Source organism: Promicromonospora sp. NPDC023805 (assembly GCF_040639635.1).
Taxonomy (GTDB): Bacteria; Actinomycetota; Actinomycetes; order Actinomycetales; family Cellulomonadaceae; genus Promicromonospora.
The window spans coordinates 80,912-97,459 of the sequence record NZ_JBFAAH010000018.1; the positions used below are offsets into that span (position 1 = coordinate 80,912).

11 protein-coding genes are annotated in these 16,548 nt (G+C 71.5%); 2 read left to right on the plus strand and 9 right to left on the minus strand.

All coding sequences use genetic code 11. From position 1 onward, the window contains the following. Window positions 1-176: 176 nt before the first annotated feature. Window positions 177-1,184, plus strand: a complete 1,008-nt coding sequence (locus AB0F70_RS18075; protein WP_357451027.1) for a phosphatase PAP2 family protein — start codon at window positions 177-179, stop codon at window positions 1,182-1,184. Between the two features lie 76 nt (window positions 1,185-1,260). Here the strand turns inward: AB0F70_RS18075 and AB0F70_RS18080 are convergent, their stop codons facing one another. The 8 genes from AB0F70_RS18080 to AB0F70_RS18115 form a co-directional block, all read right to left on the minus strand. Next, window positions 1,261-2,715, minus strand: coding sequence for a S1 family peptidase (locus AB0F70_RS18080; protein ID WP_357451031.1), 1,455 nt, complete (start codon window positions 2,713-2,715; stop codon window positions 1,261-1,263). 187 nt (window positions 2,716-2,902) lie between these two features. Further along, window positions 2,903-4,033, minus strand: a complete 1,131-nt coding sequence (locus AB0F70_RS18085) for a S1 family peptidase (RefSeq protein ID WP_357451034.1) — start codon at window positions 4,031-4,033, stop codon at window positions 2,903-2,905. A gap of 272 nt (window positions 4,034-4,305) precedes the next feature. After that, window positions 4,306-5,259 carry a LysR family transcriptional regulator gene (locus tag AB0F70_RS18090; protein WP_357451037.1) on the minus strand — a complete coding sequence of 318 codons (954 nt, stop codon included), beginning with the start codon at window positions 5,257-5,259 and terminating at the stop codon, window positions 4,306-4,308. A 131-nt stretch (window positions 5,260-5,390) separates the two neighbouring features. Then, window positions 5,391-6,974: a methyltransferase gene (locus AB0F70_RS18095; protein ID WP_357451040.1), complete on the minus strand. Its 1,584-nt coding sequence runs from the start codon at window positions 6,972-6,974 to the stop codon at window positions 5,391-5,393. A gap of 46 nt (window positions 6,975-7,020) precedes the next feature. After that, entirely contained in the window at window positions 7,021-8,283 is a 1,263-nt protein-coding gene (locus tag AB0F70_RS18100) for a hypothetical protein (RefSeq protein WP_357451043.1), read from the minus strand. 79 nt (window positions 8,284-8,362) lie between these two features. After that, a complete protein-coding gene (locus AB0F70_RS18105) occupies window positions 8,363-8,695 on the minus strand; it encodes a CD225/dispanin family protein (RefSeq protein WP_357451046.1) in 333 nt (110 codons plus the stop codon). 67 nt (window positions 8,696-8,762) lie between these two features. Then, window positions 8,763-10,493 carry a M20/M25/M40 family metallo-hydrolase gene (locus AB0F70_RS18110; protein WP_357451049.1) on the minus strand — a complete coding sequence of 577 codons (1,731 nt, stop codon included), beginning with the start codon at window positions 10,491-10,493 and terminating at the stop codon, window positions 8,763-8,765. Between the two features lie 206 nt (window positions 10,494-10,699). After that, complete coding sequence (locus AB0F70_RS18115; RefSeq protein WP_357451052.1) at window positions 10,700-13,363, minus strand: M14 family zinc carboxypeptidase; 2,664 nt, start codon at window positions 13,361-13,363, stop codon at window positions 10,700-10,702. A gap of 156 nt (window positions 13,364-13,519) precedes the next feature. Here AB0F70_RS18115 and AB0F70_RS18120 point away from each other — a divergent pair, with 156 nt between their 5' ends. Continuing rightward, window positions 13,520-14,098 (plus strand): DinB family protein, encoded by a 579-nt coding sequence (locus tag AB0F70_RS18120; RefSeq protein WP_357451055.1) that lies wholly within the window; start codon window positions 13,520-13,522, stop codon window positions 14,096-14,098. Window positions 14,099-14,196: 98 nt separating this feature from the next. On the opposite strand, the gene AB0F70_RS18125 is transcribed toward AB0F70_RS18120, so the two are convergent. Beyond that, window positions 14,197-16,506, minus strand: a complete 2,310-nt coding sequence (locus tag AB0F70_RS18125) for a sodium-translocating pyrophosphatase (protein ID WP_357451058.1) — start codon at window positions 16,504-16,506, stop codon at window positions 14,197-14,199. Window positions 16,507-16,548 lie beyond the last annotated feature (42 nt).

Consider the following 16,548-nt stretch of genomic DNA (forward strand, 5'->3'; position numbering starts at 1 on the left):
GCCAGACACAACGGCTCGCACCCTATCCGGGCCGACAGCCGGTTGCCCGGCGGTCCCGCATGACCGTGGTGATTTTCACCCGTGGCGTGATGGACTACCTGATCAAGACGTGATGAACCGAGGAGCGTTACATCGGACACACCGTCTCTTCAGCAGGCTCCCCTACGGTGGGGACCATGACGGACCAGACCCTCCCGCTGCCCGATCATCCGCAGCCGGCGCACGGCCGTGTCACCGGGACGGCGAAGGGGTACACGCCGCCCGCCGGGCCTGACGGTTCCGGCGATCTGGACGAGATCAGCACCAACTACTCGGGTCCCCGGATACCGAGGCGCCGGCCCCGGCTGGCGCCCCGTATCACCGCCGCGGTCGTGGCGGTGCTCGCGCTCTGGGCGGTGTGGGCGACGTGGGACACGTTCGTCGCGTCGCCCGGTGGCCAGCGCGCGGACCAGCTCGCGCTCGAGGGGGCCGCCCGCGGCCAGAACACCCTCTGGGAGCTCGCCGAACCGGTGCTCGGAGTGGTGTCGAACTCGTTCATCGGCGTTGGCCTGGCGGCCGCCGTGATCCTCGCGCTGGTCCGGGGCCGCTGGTGGCTCGCCGTGCAGGTCGCGATCCTGGTGGCGGGGTCGAACCTCACCACACAGGTGCTCAAGCAGGCGGTGCTCGACAGGCCCGCGCTGCTCGACGTCCCGCGAGCGGACATCAACACCCTGCCCAGCGGGCACACGACGGTGGCGGCGTCCATCGCGGTGGGGCTGCTCATCGCCGTCCCCCGGCGCTGGCGGCCGGTGGTGGCGGTGGCCGGCGCGGCCTACACGGGAGCCACCGGTGTGTCGACGCTGATCGGCCAGTGGCACCGGCCCTCCGACGTCGTCGCCGCCATCCTCGTGGTGCTCGCCTGGGGTGCCGGGGTGTGCGCGCTGAGCTCGCCGTCGTCCCTGGACGCGCCGCAGGACGGTCCGCAGCCCGGGACGTCCGGCGCGGCAGCACTGCTGCTGCTCGGCGCGGCCGGCACCGGAGCGCTCACGGTCGGTGCCCTGGGGAGCGTACGGGGCGAGGGCTGGGGCCTGCCGCTGGGTGGGGACCTGACCGCCTACATGGGCGGGATGCTCGGTGTGGTGGCGGTGACGCTCGGCGCGTTCGCGCTGCTGCTCCTCGTGCGGCAGTCGACGGCGCGCCCGTGAGCCGGTAGCTGTCGAGCAGGTCGGACGCCCAGGCCACCTGAGTGACCTGGGCGTCCGACACGTCATGCGATGAGGATCAGGGCGTCGAGTACCCGCCCGTGTAGGAGCCCGAACCGGAGTACGAGAGCACGCGCCAGCGGTAGGTGCCCGCCGTGCCCGAGTAGCTCACGTTCTCGTCAGGGGCCGAGGTGATGCCCTGGGCGACGTTCGACCACGTGCTGCCCGAGAGCTTCTGCAGGTAGAGGTCGAAGTCGACACCGCTGGGACCGTCGAGGCAGCCCGTGATGGTGCCGGCCGAGGACGAGAAGCCGCTGCTGCTCGGCTTGTAGGTGGAGGCGCCGGAGCTCAGCGAACCGCTGAACGCCGTCTCCTGGCTGGCGCAGCCGGTGGGCGGCGTGGTGCCACCGCCACCGGTGATCAGCGTCACGCTCGCGGCGCTGAGCGCCTCGTTCACCGGCTGGAAGTACGTGGTGCCGCCGGAGGAGCAGTTGCCCGAACCGCCGGACGTCATGCCCTGGGCCTGCGTGCCGGCGAGCAGCGAGCCGCCCGAGTCGCCCGGCTCGGCGCACACGTTGGTACGGATCAGACCCGAGACCGTGCCCTGGGAGTAGGTGACCGACGTGTTCAGCGCCTGGATGGTCCCGCAGTGCCAGCCGGTCGTGGAGCCCGAGCGGCAGACGCTCGCGCCGACGGCGGCCGCGGACGAGCCCGCGACGTTGACAGTGCCACCGCTGTAGTTGTTGACGGCGCCGATCGGGGTGTCGTCCGAGCCTGTGTTCACGTAGGCGTAGTCGTTGCCCGGGAACGAGGACACCTGGAAGGTGCCGCTCGGCTGGGTGGTGGTGGCACCGCGCGAACCGCAGTGGCCCGCGGTGACGAAGCCGCCGGTGGCCGAGAAGCCGACCGAGCAGCGGGATCCGCCGATGTAGTAGGCGTTGCCGCCGACCACGTTGATGAGGGTGCGCGGCATCTCGGCGACCTCGACGACGGAGATGGAGCCCGCGGAGAGACCTGCCCGCGCGACGGCGGCGGCGACGGCGCTCTTCGAGCCCTTCGCCACCTCCATGACCACGGAGTTGGACTCGACGTCCACGTAGGCCGCGGCGACCTTGGCGTCCGGAGACGCCTGGTAGGCCTTGGTGGCCAGCCGCTCGAGCTGGCTCAGCGACTTGTCGACGGTGACTGCGTTGGCACCGGCGGCACGGACCTCGGCGGCTCCTGCCTTGTCGGTGACGGCGACGAACAGCTCGCTGCCGTCCACCCACGCCCCCGCGTAGCCCTTGTCGAGGGACTTGATGATGGCGTGCTGCTTGTCGGACAGCGCCTTGTCGGTCTTGATGCGGTCCACCGCCTGCGCGGTGGTGAGGCCGAGGTCGCGCTCCATTGCAGCGACCATGCCGGGGGCGTAGCCGGCAACGTCAGGCTTGTCGGAACCGGCGGCAGTGCCTGCGGTAGCAGCGGTGATGCTGGCGGCGAGGAGCGTCGCAGCGGCTGTAGCCACGGTGATCGCTCTGAAGGATGTGCGTCTCATGTCCAGCGACTCCTTGTCGTCGGGGCAATGAATTCACCCAGTGCGGCAAAGCGTAGGGTCGCCTCCAGGAAACTCCCAGATACCGATTGGGACATATCGGCGCAATATGCGGGCATGCCGGGGGGTAGGTAGGGCTTTCCTACCTGCCCCCCGGACCACCGACCGAGGTGCGCCTAGCGCATCCGGGTCATCGGGTCACGAGCGAGACACCCGCCGCGCTCAGTGCCTCACCCACGGGGTTGAAGTACGTCGTGCCGCCGGACGAGCAGTTACCCGAACCGCCGGACGTCATGCCCTGGGCCTGCGAACCGGCCAGCAGCGAGCCGCCCGAGTCGCCGGGCTCGGCGCACACGTTCGTGCGGATCAGGCCGGTGACGCTGCCCTGGGAGTAGTTCACGGTCGCGTTGAGCGCCTGGATGGTGCCGCAGTGCCAGCCGGTCGTGGAGCCCGAGCGGCAGACGGTGGCGCCGACGGCGGCCGCCGACGAGCCCGAGACGTTCACGGTGCCGCCGCTGTAGTTGTTGACGGATCCGACCGGGGTGTCGTCCGAACCGGTGTTCACGTAGGCGTAGTCGTTGCCGGGGAACGAGGACACCTGGAAGGTGCCGCTCGGCTGGGTGGTCGCGGCACCGCGCGAACCGCAGTGACCCGCGGTGACGAAGCCGCCCGTGGCCGCGAAGCCGACCGAGCAGCGGGAGCCACCGATGAAGTAGGCGTTGCCGCCGACCACGTTGATGAGCGTCTTGGGCCGCTCCGCGGCGGTCGACAGCGAGACGGCCGAGGCGGGCACGCCCGCCTCGGCGACCGCGGCAGCGACGTCCGCCTTGGCGCCGCGGACGACGTCGATGACTATCTCGTTGGTCTCCACGTCCACGTAGTACGAGGTGACGGAGGACTCGGACAGCGCGCCGTCCAGGTCCGCCGTCCAGGTGTCGAGCGCCGCGAGCGAGTTCTCCACGGCCACCGGGGTCGCCCCGGCCGCCCGTACCGCTGCGGCGTCGGCGGCGTCGGTCACCGCGACGTGCAGCTCGTCGGTGCCCTCGACCCACGCGCCGGCGTAGGACGACGCACCCAGCGTCCTCTCCAGGCTCCGCTGCGTTCCCGCCAGGGCCTCCTGTGCCTTGATCTGCGCCACGGCCTCGGCGGTGCTCAGGTTGAGGTCGCGCTCCATGGCCGCCACCATGCCCGGGGCGTACTGCGCCGCGGCGGTCTCGGTGTCGGTCTGCACGGCGGCGACGGCGACGGCATTGATGGTGCCGGCGAAGAGGCCCACGGTGGCGGTTGCCACGGCGAGACCCCGGAGGGAAGTACGACTCATCTCAGCGACTCCTTGTGTCGGAGAGCAGGTGAAACCATCACCTGGGGGCGACTATTCACCCGTGCGCTCAACCTAGGAGCAGTTGGACTTCACGTACAGATCACACTCAGGTCATACATATTTCATATGGAGGGCAAACTGCCCGCGCGGGCGGCCCCACGGCCGCCTCCCCGAGCCGTCAGGTCAGCCGCATTGCCTGTCGGCCGAGCCTGCGGTTCCGCTCCAGGCGCGCGCCTCGTACCTCGGCCCGCACCCTGCGCTGCACCTCCGGCTCAGCCGAGCATCCCGTACATCGCCAGCCACTGTTCGTACTGCGGGCTGCGCCGCACGGCGTCCCGGTGCGCGCGGTGCGCCGCACCCTCGACGGCCTCCAGGTCGACGCGCAGGTCGGCGTCGTGGCGCCAGCCCAGGTAGTGGGTGCGCCGCAGGGGTGCGCCGGTGAGCGGCACAGTCACCACGCCCGGTGGGTCCAGCTGCCCGGGCTCCACGAGCGCGACGGCGCGTCCCGCCCGCACCTGGTCGACGGCGGTGGTCCACTCCGCCTCGCCCATGCCGCGCGGGGTGAACCCAGCGCGCACGCACGCCGACACGAAGCACTCCTCGAGGCAGCCGCGCGACGGCACGCAGAGCCACTGCTCCTCGGACAATTCGGCGAGCGACACCTCGGGCTTGCCCGCGTACGGGTGGTGCTCGTCGAGGAGGACGAACATCGGGTCGGTGCAGACCCGGGTCCACGTGACCTCGCCGGCGGACGGCGGTGAGCCGTCCCCGCACATCCCGACCAGTCCGACGTCGATGGTGCCGCGCGCGAGCCGGGACGCCACGTCGTCCGCGAGGTGGGGCATGGCCGTGGTGACCTGGGCGCCGGGTATGGCGATGTGCAGCTGGTTGACGAAGAGGCCCCCCAGCGCGGTGCCTGCGATGCCTACCCGGACCGTCTCACCCTTTGCCACGTCGCCGTTGACCAGGCGCTGGGCATCGTCGGCGAGGGCTGCCATCGCCGGGAGCAGCACGCGAGCGTGCCGCAGTATCAGCTCACCGAGCTCGGTCGCGCGCGCGCCGAAGCGGTCGCGGACGAACACGTTCCCGCCCAGCGACCGGTCGATGCGGTTGAGCTGCGCAGTCAACGCCGGCTGCGCGATGCCGAGAGCAGCGGCCGCCTTCGTGACGCTGCCCGACTCGGCTACAGCGACGACCATCCTCAAGTGCCGCATGTCGAGTTCCACACGGTGGAAAATATCTGTCATAGCACCAGATGTCTCTGTTCTGAACAAGATTTATCGGTGCGAGCGACCGAAAGTTACGTCCACGAAACGGATGGACCACCACCGGAAGGGCCGGTGATGGTGTTCTTGCGTCATTCTGCAAGGAAACCGTCACGAACCAGACTGCGGACCGCCGGGAGAAGCTCTGCGACAAGGTCGTCGGAGGGGACGCCGAACAACGACGCGAGCGCACCGACGATCTGCCCCACCGACAGCTCGCCGTCGCACGCGCCCACCAGCGCGGCGAGCGGGCTCGACGCCTGCACACCACGCCCCAGGCCGTCCCCCTGCCGCAGGATGACTATGTTCGGGTCGGCGGCGCCGGGCGTCAGGTAGCGCTCCTCGGTGATGTCGGCTGCCGTGACCAGGCGGGACGCCGCAAGTGCCGCGTCGTCCCGCGCCGCGAGCCAGTCGTGGCCCGCGAGGCTGCGGGCGATGTGCGCGCCGAGCGGCTGGCGGACCGAGCCCGTGTGCTCCTCCAGGCGCCGCAGCGTGACCGGCCCGGACAGCGGCCGCCGAAGGGTCACCAGCCCGAAGCCGACCGCCTCGACGTCCCGGGACTCGAAGTCGTCGAGCCATGCGCCGTAGGCGGCCGCCCAGGCGTCCGGCTCGCGGTCGGCAGTGGTGCCGCCGTCCCGGATCCAGGTCTCGGCGTACTCGGCGGGGTCGAGGACCTCACGCTGGATGATCCAGCCGTCCAGGCCCGCATCGTCGAGCCATGCGCCGACCCGCTCGGTCCACGGCTCGCCCCGGCGGTGCTCCCAGTTGCCGAGGAGCTGCGCGGTGCCACCGGGCGCGAGCACGTCACCCACCCCGAGGATCAGGTCCCGCACCAGGTCGTCGCCCGCCCTGCCGCCGTCGCGGTACTCGTAGTCGCCGAGCGCGTCGGCGACCACCCGGCCCGCCGCCCCGGCGTGCGGGGTGATCACGAACGGCGGGTTGGAGACGACGAGGTCGAACTGCTCCCCCGCCACCGGCTCCAGCATCGACCCGTGCCGCAGCTCCAGCTCCGTCCCCGCACGGGTGTTCAGCGCGGCGTTGAACGCCGCGAAGGCCAGCGCCCGCCGGGAGATGTCCGTCGCCACCACGTGCTGCGCGTGCCGCGCCGCGTGCAGGGCCTGGATGCCGCAGCCGGTGCCCAGGTCGAGCACCCTGCCCGTCGAGCCGCGCACCGTCACCTGCGCGAGCGTGAGGGAGGCGCCGCCCGCTCCCAGCACGTGGTCCGTGGCCAGGCGTCCGCCGGTGACGAGCTCGCCGAGGTCCGAGGCGAGCCACCAGCTCGCGTCGCCGACCGCGTCCACCGAGGAATAGGGGCGCAGGTCCACGACGGCGCACACGTCGTCGTCGGCGTCGGTGCCTCGCGCGACGACCAGGCCGAGGCGCTCCGCACCCGCGGTCCCCGTCCCGGGCAGCGCCCGGTCGAGCGCCGCGCGCGGCACTACCCCGCCCAGGAGGAACAGGCCGGCGAGGGTCGCCAGCGGGTCGGGGAGGGACGACGACGTGGCACCCGTCCCGGCGGCCAGCGCCCGGCGGGCCGGCAGGGACTGCTCGCGGTGCAGCGCCGCGGCGGCGACCGGCCCCAGCAAGCGCTCGACACCGTCGACGTCGTAGTCGGAGGCGACCAGGTCGTCATGGAGGGAGTCGACGAGGGCGCGGTCGGTCACGGGAGGCAGCACGGACCTATCCTGCCCGCAGACGCCCGCCCGTCACCACGTGGGAGGTCTACCCGCGGCAGTTGGAGGCCACGAACTGCTGCACGCGCTGGGACGCCTCGACCATGGCATCGGTGTCGAGCTCCTGCTGCGCGCCGCCCACCGCATCGCTCACCGCGGGGCCGTCGGTCGCCTTCACCTTCTCGATGTTGTTGGCGACCGTCGAGTAGTACGTGAAGGCGATCGCCCAGTCCCCCGCTATCGCCTCGGGCGGGGTCACGCCCTGCAGCGCGTTGCGGGCGTTGATGAACCCCTTGCGCAGGGTGTCGGGCTGGTCCTCGACCATCGCCGACTGCGCGTTGGCGGCCTGCGTCCATGCCATCTGCGTCTGGGCGCACGATGCGGCGTCCGCTGTGGAGAGGACCTTGTCGCCATCACCCTGGACGAGAGTCATCCCCCAGCCGGTGCCGAGGCCCAGCGCGGCGGCGGTCACCCCGGCGAGCACCAGCACCAGCGTCTTGTCCAGCAGCTTGGGCAGACCCCGTCTCAGGGTTCGCTTGATCCGCTTCTGCTGTGCGGTGCTGGGGGCCGACAGGCGGCCCTTGGGACGCTGCTGGCCCGCCTTGCGCGACTCGGCCTTCCGGGAGTCGCTCTTCCGGGACTCGGCATGGTGCGGCTCGGGCTCGCTCGGCCCGGCAGGCGGGACGTCGTCAGGCTCGGACAGGTCGGGACGGTGCACGGAGCCGACCTCGTCCGGCAGCGCCTCGACCTGGTAGTCGTCGTCCTCGGCCACCTGGACCGGGCCCGACGGGCCTTGGTTCAACGGGTCTTGGTTCAACGGGGCAGAGCTCAGCGGAAAGCCGCCGGCCGGGGTGGGCGCGGACTCGGACTTCGGCGCACCCTTCGTGCCGGACTTCGTGCCCTTGCCCTTCGACCGCGACTTGACGGCCTTACCGCTCTTGCCACCGGCGTTCTTGCCGCGGCCACGCGTCACGGCGGGCTCTGCGGCCGCTACGGAACCCCACGGGTTGGCGTCGCCGTCGCTCTCACCGTCCGCGATGACGGGCGCGGGCACGTGCCCCCAGGGGGAGCCTGTCGTCTCGTCGGCAGGGGCCGGACCCCCTGGGGCACCGGCGCCCGCGCCGCTGCCCCAGGGGCTCGGTGCGGGCTCGCTCTCCGCGAGGCTCTCGGCCCACTCCAGGGCACTGGCCCCGGGCGCGGCGTCTCCGGCCGCGAGGCTCTCCGCCCATGTGAGCGCATTCGATGCGGGGGGACCACCAGCGCGAGACGCAGCACGACCACCCCGCGAACCCTTGCGCCGTGTCGCACTCATAGCCGCGCACTTTACCCGCTTGTCCCGCCGGCGCAGGAGGGGCAATCGTGTGATACGTGGCGAACTGGGGGTGAAGTTGCTACAGGTTGAGGTAGTTGATGCTCGACCAGAACACCACGACGATGACCGCGACGATTCCGATCGCGAGCGACAGGAGCCCCCAGTTCCGCGCGCGGCGCGACGCTTTCCTGGACTTGTCGTGCTCCTGTGCCTTCCACAGGGCATTCACGCGCAGCGCGCTCACGAGAGCGACCAAACCTGTAGGCGGGAAGCAGAAGATTGTCACCAGGACGGCGAACACGAGATACGTCCGCGGCGGATACTGCAGCTGCGCGGGGTACGTGTGGACGTTGACGTGCACCGGCGAGCGCGACCCGCCCGGGACCGCGGGCGGCAGGGCGGAGCTGCTCATGGACGTCTCCCTCTTCTGTGTAAAGGGAGAACTTAGTCCAATTTCGGCGATTTGTTGAATGTGCTGGTCAGCCGGGTATTTTGCGCAGTACCTCACGATAGAAATGCACGCCGCGGCCCAGGGAATCGACGCTCAGGTGCTCGCCCACGCCGTGAATCGACTGCCGCTGAGCACGCGACAGAACGAACGGGCTGAACCGATAGACGTGGTCGCTGATGGGGGTGAAGGTGCGCGAGTCGGAGGCAGTGAGCAGCACGTAGGGCACCACCACCGCGTCGGGGTACGACGCGCCGATCGCCTCGCTGAGCAGTGTGAACTGCTGGCTGTCCGTCGGCGAGACCTCGCTGGGCTCGCTGCTCTGCACCACCTCGAGCACTACCTTCTTGTCCCCGATGATCCGGCGCAGCCGGGCGACCGTCCGGTCCACCGTCTCGCCGAGCGCCACGCGCACGTCCAGGCGAGCACGAGCGGACGACGCCGCCACGTTCGCCCCCGCGCTGCCCTGCAGCTCGGTGACCGCGACGGTCGTGCGGGCCAGGGCCGCGGCCTCCGGACCGCCTCCGGCGAGCAGCCAAGCGGCAACCTTGCGCAGGGGCCCGGAGGCCAGCCTGGTCGCCAGCTTGAGGCCCAGCCCCTTCCCGCCGTTCACGCCAGGCGCGACGCGTGCCAGCATCTCCGCCGTCGGCGCGTTGATCCTCGCCGCGAAACGACGCCGGGTGACCCGCGTGACCGCGCGGGCGAGACGCACCGTGGCCGACTGCTTGCCGGGCACCGCGGCGTGCCCGCCGACGTCGGAGGTGTGCAGGTTGACGCCGACGAAGCCCTTCTCCGCGACACCCACCATCGCTGCCTGCCGGCTCAGCCCAGGGAAGGCGTCCGTCACGACGCCGCCGCCCTCGTCGATCACGAGCCAGGGGCGCACACCGAGCTCGTACAGGCGCCGGACGGCGATCTGCGCGGACTCGCCCGCCGTCTCCTGGTCCGCGCCGAAGAACAGCCAGATGTCTCGCTCGGGCACGAAGCCGTCGCCGAGCAGCGTCTCGACGGCGTCGAGCAGCGCCACGAGCCCGCCCTTGTCGTCGAGCGTGCCGCGGCCGTGCACCAGCCCGTCCCGGATCTCGCCGGAGAACGGGTTGGTCGGCCAGTCCGCGGCCCGGACCGGCGCGACGTCCTGGTGGGCCATGAGGACCACGGGGAACGGGTGCAGCACGTCCTGCCGCCCGCGGCCCGGCCACCGGTAGAGCAGCCCGTGATCGCCCGCCGGCTCGCTCTGCAGGGCGTGCACGCGGGGATAGAACGCGGCAAGCGCCGCGCGGTGCCTGGCGAACGACTCGTGGTCGGCGTGCTGCGGGTCCCACGACGAGACGGTGGGGATCTGCACGAGCGAGGAGAGGTGCCCGGCCGCGATGTGGCCCGCCGAAGCATGCCGCTCGCCGTAGGGCTCCGAGGAAGCGAAGGCGGACGAGCCCTTCCGGTCGCCGAGCGCGGCGTCCGGGGCGGCAGGCTGCTCGGCGAGCGGCTGCGCCTTGCGCGCCGTCGGCTCGCCGGACGCCTCGCGTCCGGCCTGCGTCCGGCGCCCGTCGGACGTCGTGGACGCGGGCCGCGCGAGCGAGTTGTCCGGGCGCGTCGCCGACAGCGGGGCTGGGGACGCCGCCCTGCGCGACTCGGCGGCGTCCCCGGGCCTCGGCCCAGGTGCCGGCTCGGCGGTCGGTGCCGCAGCCGGCTGGACTGCCGCCTTGGCGATCATTTCGGCCGTGACCTGAGGGATGGCCTCGGTCGGGTCGATATCGGCACTCACGGGACCTTCTCCTGCTCCGGGTCTCCCACGACGGGGGCTCCTGCGTCGGGGCTCCCGTCGGCACCCGCGGACCGCGGAGCATTCGGGAGCACAACACCGCAGACGATAGCGGTAGCACCCGGTTTTCCCCATACCTCCGGTAATGCTGGACGGCCCGGCAACCCGACGTCGGCGGTGCTCACTACGCAGTGGTCACGGTGCGGTGGTCACCGTGCGGCCCAGTGGATGGCCGTCGCCGCCTGGCTCAGGCCGCCCCGAGGATGGGTACGGAAGAAGACCGAGGTGCCGAACACGAACGCCCGCGCATGCCCCACTTCGCCGGATACGGCGGCAGCCTGCCCGATGACGGAGCCCCGCCCGTCCGACTCCCTCGTGAGGGGCCAGTACCCAGCCCGGAAGTTGCCGTAGGCCAGCTCCGTGGCCGTCCCCTCGCCCAGGTCGGTGAACCAGACGGCGGGGTAGACGAAGCCGTGCTCCTGCGCGTGGTCGTCCAGCACCTCGCCAGGGGTGCTGGTGGCGATGATGCCGTTGCTCGCCGGGTCGCCGGTCCGCGCAGTGCCGCTGACCAGCCCGTACGCCGCCGCGGCCGCGAACGCGCCCGCCCCGCGCCCGACGATGGCGCCGTCGTCGTGCAGCCAGGAGAGGACGTGTGCGCGGCCCGCCGAACCCGCCGGCAGGTCCAGGGACGACCCGATCCACAGCACGTCGGCGTCCTCGAGCCCGGTGGGATCGCCGTCGGCCGCGCGCTTCTCGATCCGGGCCGCCGAGACGGGCACCAGGTCGTCGAACCCGAGCGCCAGGAGCGACAGCCGGTCGTCCTGGTTGCCCGCGTACGCGACGGTCAGGTCCTCGCCGCGCTCGCCCGCGACGTACTCGGCTCGCGAGACGGTCACGAAGGAGATGCCGTAGCGGTCCGCGACGTCGCGTGCCGCACGCAACCCGTGCGGCCCGACGGCGGCACGCCCGTCCGCCGTCAGCCGCACGGTCACACCCTGCCCCAGGAGGTCGTTCAGGGCGCGGTGGTCCTGCACGCCCGCCACGTCGAAGGCGACGTACCTCGCCCCGTCCGGGACGGTCCCGCGCGGAGCACCTCGGCGAACCGGTGCGGTCCGTCCGATCGGGCCGTCGGTGGTGGCGCCCACGCGGTCCACCGTGGCGCCCCAGAGGTAGGCCGGCGACCACGCGGAGACGTCGTACATGGCCGGGACGTCGCCGGAGATGTCGGAGCCGAGCGCGAGCAGCGCGTTCGCCAGCCCGCGCAGGGGCTGGTGCAGGTCCACCACGTACGAGCCGGCCGGATAGGTGGTGCCCGCGACGCGCGTGGATGCGGCCAGCCGCTCCACCTCGACGCCGTGGAACAGCAGCGCGTCCACCAGGTCCTCGGCGTCCGACGCCGACCGCTGGCCGGAGCCGACCGGGATCACGTAGGCGCGCGGGAGGCGTACCGCGCCCTGGTCGTCGGCCTCGTCCCAGAGCTGCTTCCACTCGTCCGGTCCGGGCACCGCGCCGATGTTCTTGGCTGTCAGCGCGACCTTGGGGGCGCCGGCCGACCCGCGGCGGAACATCTCTGCCTGGTCGGCGAGCATCGAGTCCGAGCTGGTGTGGACGTAGTCGATCATCGATCGCATGACGGTGGCCGCCACCTCGGTGTTCACCGCCGCGGCCGCCCGCGCGGTGGTGCGGCCCGTCGGGTCGAGCGGCAGCTCGACAGTGGTGGACACAGCGCCGTGGAAGAGCGCGTACTGCGCGGTGAAGACAGGCGGGTAGTCGTCCCAGCCCGACGGCGTGTCCCGGTACGGGATCTTGACGGACCCCGTGTTCCCGGCCACGACCTCGCCCGTGTCCCGGTCGTAGTAGGTGTTGCCCTCGATCCCTGCCGCGACGACGTCGTCCTCCACCTGGCGGGCTATCGCGTAGCCGTGCGGGAGGAAGAGGTCGTACTCGTAGTTCTCGCCGTGCGGCGGGCCCGCCGGCTCGACCTGGAGCACGTCGGTGTAGCCGTGGAAGTCCGCGGCGAACAACGGCTGCACCGCCTGCGCGGTGCGCACGTACGAGCGCGCCTCCGGCGTGGCGAGCGTGACCATGTCGCGGTTGGCGTCGAGGCCGAGGGACGTCGAGCGCGTCACGTGCGTACGGCCGTCGGGGTTGAGCGTGAGGCTGAACACCAGCCGGTGGTGCTCCAGCATCCTCCGCGTGGCGGCGTCGTCCGCCGTGGCGAGGCGTTCGACGACCCGCAGCGCGGCGTCGGTGCCCTCCCACTCGTCGCCGTGGATGTTCGCGCTGATCCAGATGGGCGTCTTGTAGCCCGCCCGCAGCTCACGGTCTCGCAGGGCCGTGCGCGGCCGCTCCCTGATCTCCTCGCGCCACGCGGTCTGCCGGGCCGTCTCCGACCGGCGTTCGGGCGCCGTCACGGTGACGAGGTAGAGGTCACGCCCCTCCGTCGACCTGCCCACCACCTGCGTGGAGACCCGGTCGCTCCGCTCCATCAACCTGGTCAGGTGCGGCGCGAGGTCCGCATGGCTGACGGCGCCGTTCAGCTCGGTGGCATCAGCGGCGTCCGGCGGGAAGACGCGCAGCTCCGGCTGGTACGGGTAGGACGCAGGCATGCGCAGCGGGTTGCCGCCCCGCGCCGGCAGCGGCCCCGGCGGATCTGCCGGACGGTTCACGTCGGCCGCCGTCGGACCGGCCAGGACGTTGGCCTCGATGCCCCGGCCGATCCCGGCCGTCGTCACCCCGGTGGCCGTACGCCCGTCCAGGAGCGCGCCGGAAGGCTGCGCGACGGCGGGCGCGGTCAGCGAGCCGGCCACCAGCGCGACGCCGGCCAGTGCGGCGCTCGCGATGACGGCGAACGGACGAGTACGAACGAGCAAGAGGTGCCTCCCCAGCGGCAAGTCGGCCAATTCTGGCCCACGGCCCGGGCAAACCGGAACAAAACACAAAATCCGCTACCTGGTTCCCACGGCCCCGCGGACAACACCGCCCAGAATGCCGTTGACCTGGCGGTCGCACGGCGGTGCACTGTGGCGATGAGCACCGAGCGATGGACCTCCGCAACTGTCTACCCCGATATGTGGACAGACCCGGACGACGACCCGCGCGAGGCGCTGGCGAATCCGGTCGGGGAGAAGGAAACCCTCTGGAACTATCTCAAGCACTACCGGATCACGCTGGAGATGAAGTGCGAGGGGCTCTCCGCTGAACAGCTCGCGCGGCGCTCGGTGCCGCCGTCGACCCTCTCGCTCCTCGGGCTCGTGCGACACCTGGCGCATGTCGAGCAGAGCTGGTTCCAGCGGGTCCTGCAGGACCAGCCGGACCTGCCGAAGCTGTTCGGCAAGTCGCCGGAGAACCCGGACGCGGACTTCGACGACGTCGTGGCGGACCCCGCGATGGTCGAGGACGCCTGGGCCACCTGGCGGCGTGAGGTGCAGGCGGCCGACGTCTGGCTCGCGGCGCTGCCCGAGGACGAGCTGGGCCGCACGGTGCTGCGCGATGACGACGTGATACCGGTCCGCGACGTGCTGGTCCACATGGTCGAGGAGTACGCCCGCCACGTGGGCCACGCCGACCTGCTGCGCGAGTGCATAGACGGCCGGGTAGGCCAGTAACGAGGTTCGCGAAGTAGAGCGCCTGTCCGCGTCTCCCGGCTTCACCCGGGGAGACTCGGACAGGCGCTCTGCTTCGCGAACCTCGCTCTACCTCAGCGTCAGACGACTGCTTCCGCTTCCGCGCGGTCCTGCTCCGCCTGCTGTTCGGCGTCCACCCGGCTGGCCCGCATGCGGGACCAGATGACCGCACCGAACGCCACGGCCGCCGCCACGAGGGCGATGCCGATCCGGAGCGCGTGGTTGGCGTCCGCGGGGACGCTCATCGCCACGACCGCCGGGGCGATCAGCAGCGCGACCAGGTTCATCACCTTGATGAGCGGGTTGATCGCCGGGCCGGCGGTGTCCTTGAACGGGTCGCCGACCGTGTCGCCGATGACCGTCGCGGCGTGGGCGTCGGAGCCCTTTCCGCCGTACTTGCCGTCCTCGACGATCTTCTTCGCGTTGTCCCAGGCACCGCCCGAGTTGGCCAGGAAGATCGCCATCAGGACGCCCGTGCCGATCGCACCGGCGAGGAATCCGGCCAGCGGCCCGACACCGAGGCCGAAGCCCACCGCGATGGGCGCGAACGCCGCCAGCAGACCCGGCGTGATGAGCTCGCGCAGCGAGTCCCGGGTGCAGATGTCGACGACCTTGGCGTAGTCGGGACGCTCCTCGTACGTCATGATGCCCGGGTGCTCGCGGAACTGGCGGCGCACCTCGAACACGATGGCGCCGGCGGCGCGGGTGACGGCGTCGACCGCGAGCCCCGAGAACAGGAACACGGTGGCACCACCGAGGATCACGCCCACGAGGGTGACCGGCGAGATGATGTCGTAGCTGAGCATCGAGGTCACCAGCCCGGTGCCGACGTTCTCGACCTGCGCGAGCGCGTGCGACACGGCGTCGGCGTAGGAACCGAACAGCGCGGTCGCGGCGAGCACCGCCGTGGCGATCGCGATGCCCTTGGTGATCGCCTTGGTGGTGTTGCCGACGGCGTCCAGGTCGGTGAGGATCTGCGCGCCCTCCTCGTCGACGTCACCGGACATCTCGGCGATGCCCTGCGCGTTGTCGCTCACCGGTCCGAACGTGTCCATGGCGACGATGACGCCGACAGTGGTGAGCAGGCCGCAGCCGGCCAGCGCGACGAGGAACAGCGCGAGCGGCACCGAGCCGCCGGCCAGCAGGAACACGCCGCAGATCGCGGCGGCGATGATGCCCGCCGTGTAGACGGCGGACTCGAAGCCCACGCCGATACCGGAGAGGACGACGGTCGCCGCACCCGTCCGGGAGGTCGCTGCGACGTGCAGCGTCGGCTTCTTGTCGGTACCGGTGAAGTAGCCGGTCACCCAGAGGATGACGCCGGCGAGCACAACTCCGATGAGCACGGCGAGCGCTGACACGACGCGCGGGTCGGCGGTCACGTCGGAGAGGTCCGCGGTACCGGTCATCTGGCCGAACGACGACGGCAGGTAGGCGAAGGCTGCGATACCGGCAAGCACGGCGCCGACGATCGCGGAGATGTAGAACCCGCGGTTGATAGCGGCGAGCCCGCTCTCGGACCCGCGGACCCGGGTGATGAAGACGCCGAGCAGCGCGACGAACGCGCCGATCGCCGTGACGATCAGGGGGAACACGAGGCCCTGCTCGCCCATGGCGGCCTTGCCAAGGATGAGGGCGGCCACGAGGGTCACCGCGTAGGACTCGAAGAGGTCGGCCGCCATGCCTGCACAGTCGCCGACGTTGTCGCCCACGTTGTCCGCGATGGTGGCGGCGTTGCGGGGGTCGTCCTCAGGGATGCCCTGCTCGACCTTGCCGACCAGGTCGGCGCCGACGTCGGCCGCCTTGGTGAAGATGCCACCGCCCACGCGCATGAACATGGCGAGCAGCGCGGCACCGAAGCCGAAGCCCTCGAGGACGGCAGGGGCGTCCACGTCGTAGACGAGCACGACGAGCGCGGCGCCGAGCAGGCCGAGGCCCACCACGGACATGCCGACGACGCCGCCGGTGCGGAAGGCGATGCGGGCGCCCTCGGCCCGGCCGCCCGGGCGGGTAGCGGCCGCGGCCACGCGGACGTTCGCCCGCACGGCCAGCCACATGCCCAGATAACCGATCGCCGCGGAGAACCCGGCGCCGAACACGAACGCGACCGAGCGCCCGATCCGGATGCCGCTGTCACCGGGCAGAAGGAAGAGCAGGCCGAACACGACCACCGCGAACAGCACGAGGGTACGGAACTGTCGCTTCAGGTAGGCGGAGGCACCCTCCTGCACGGCCTGACCGATGTCCTGCATCTTGGCGGTTCCATCAGGTGCGGCGAGCACCTGGCGACGCAGCACGAACGCACACCCGAGTGCGAGGACCGCGATGAGGGCGATCACCGCGACCGTGGTGTAGCTGCCTGCGCCGAAAACAATTACCTCTTCGGGCATTCGTCCTCCTCGACGAGCTCCGGGGAAGTACCCCAGAAAGTG

Coding starts and splice junctions, on each gene's coding strand:
- AB0F70_RS18075 (WP_357451027.1), top strand. CDS start 177: ATGACGGACCAGACCCTCCCGCTGCCCGATCATCCGCAGCCGGCGCAC.
- AB0F70_RS18080 (WP_357451031.1), bottom strand. CDS start 2,715: ATGAGACGCACATCCTTCAGAGCGATCACCGTGGCTACAGCCGCTGCG.
- AB0F70_RS18085 (WP_357451034.1), bottom strand. CDS start 4,033: ATGAGTCGTACTTCCCTCCGGGGTCTCGCCGTGGCAACCGCCACCGTG.
- AB0F70_RS18100 (WP_357451043.1), bottom strand. CDS start 8,283: ATGAGTGCGACACGGCGCAAGGGTTCGCGGGGTGGTCGTGCTGCGTCT.
- AB0F70_RS18105 (WP_357451046.1), bottom strand. CDS start 8,695: ATGAGCAGCTCCGCCCTGCCGCCCGCGGTCCCGGGCGGGTCGCGCTCG.
- AB0F70_RS18120 (WP_357451055.1), top strand. CDS start 13,520: ATGAGCACCGAGCGATGGACCTCCGCAACTGTCTACCCCGATATGTGG.
- AB0F70_RS18125 (WP_357451058.1), bottom strand. CDS start 16,506: ATGCCCGAAGAGGTAATTGTTTTCGGCGCAGGCAGCTACACCACGGTC.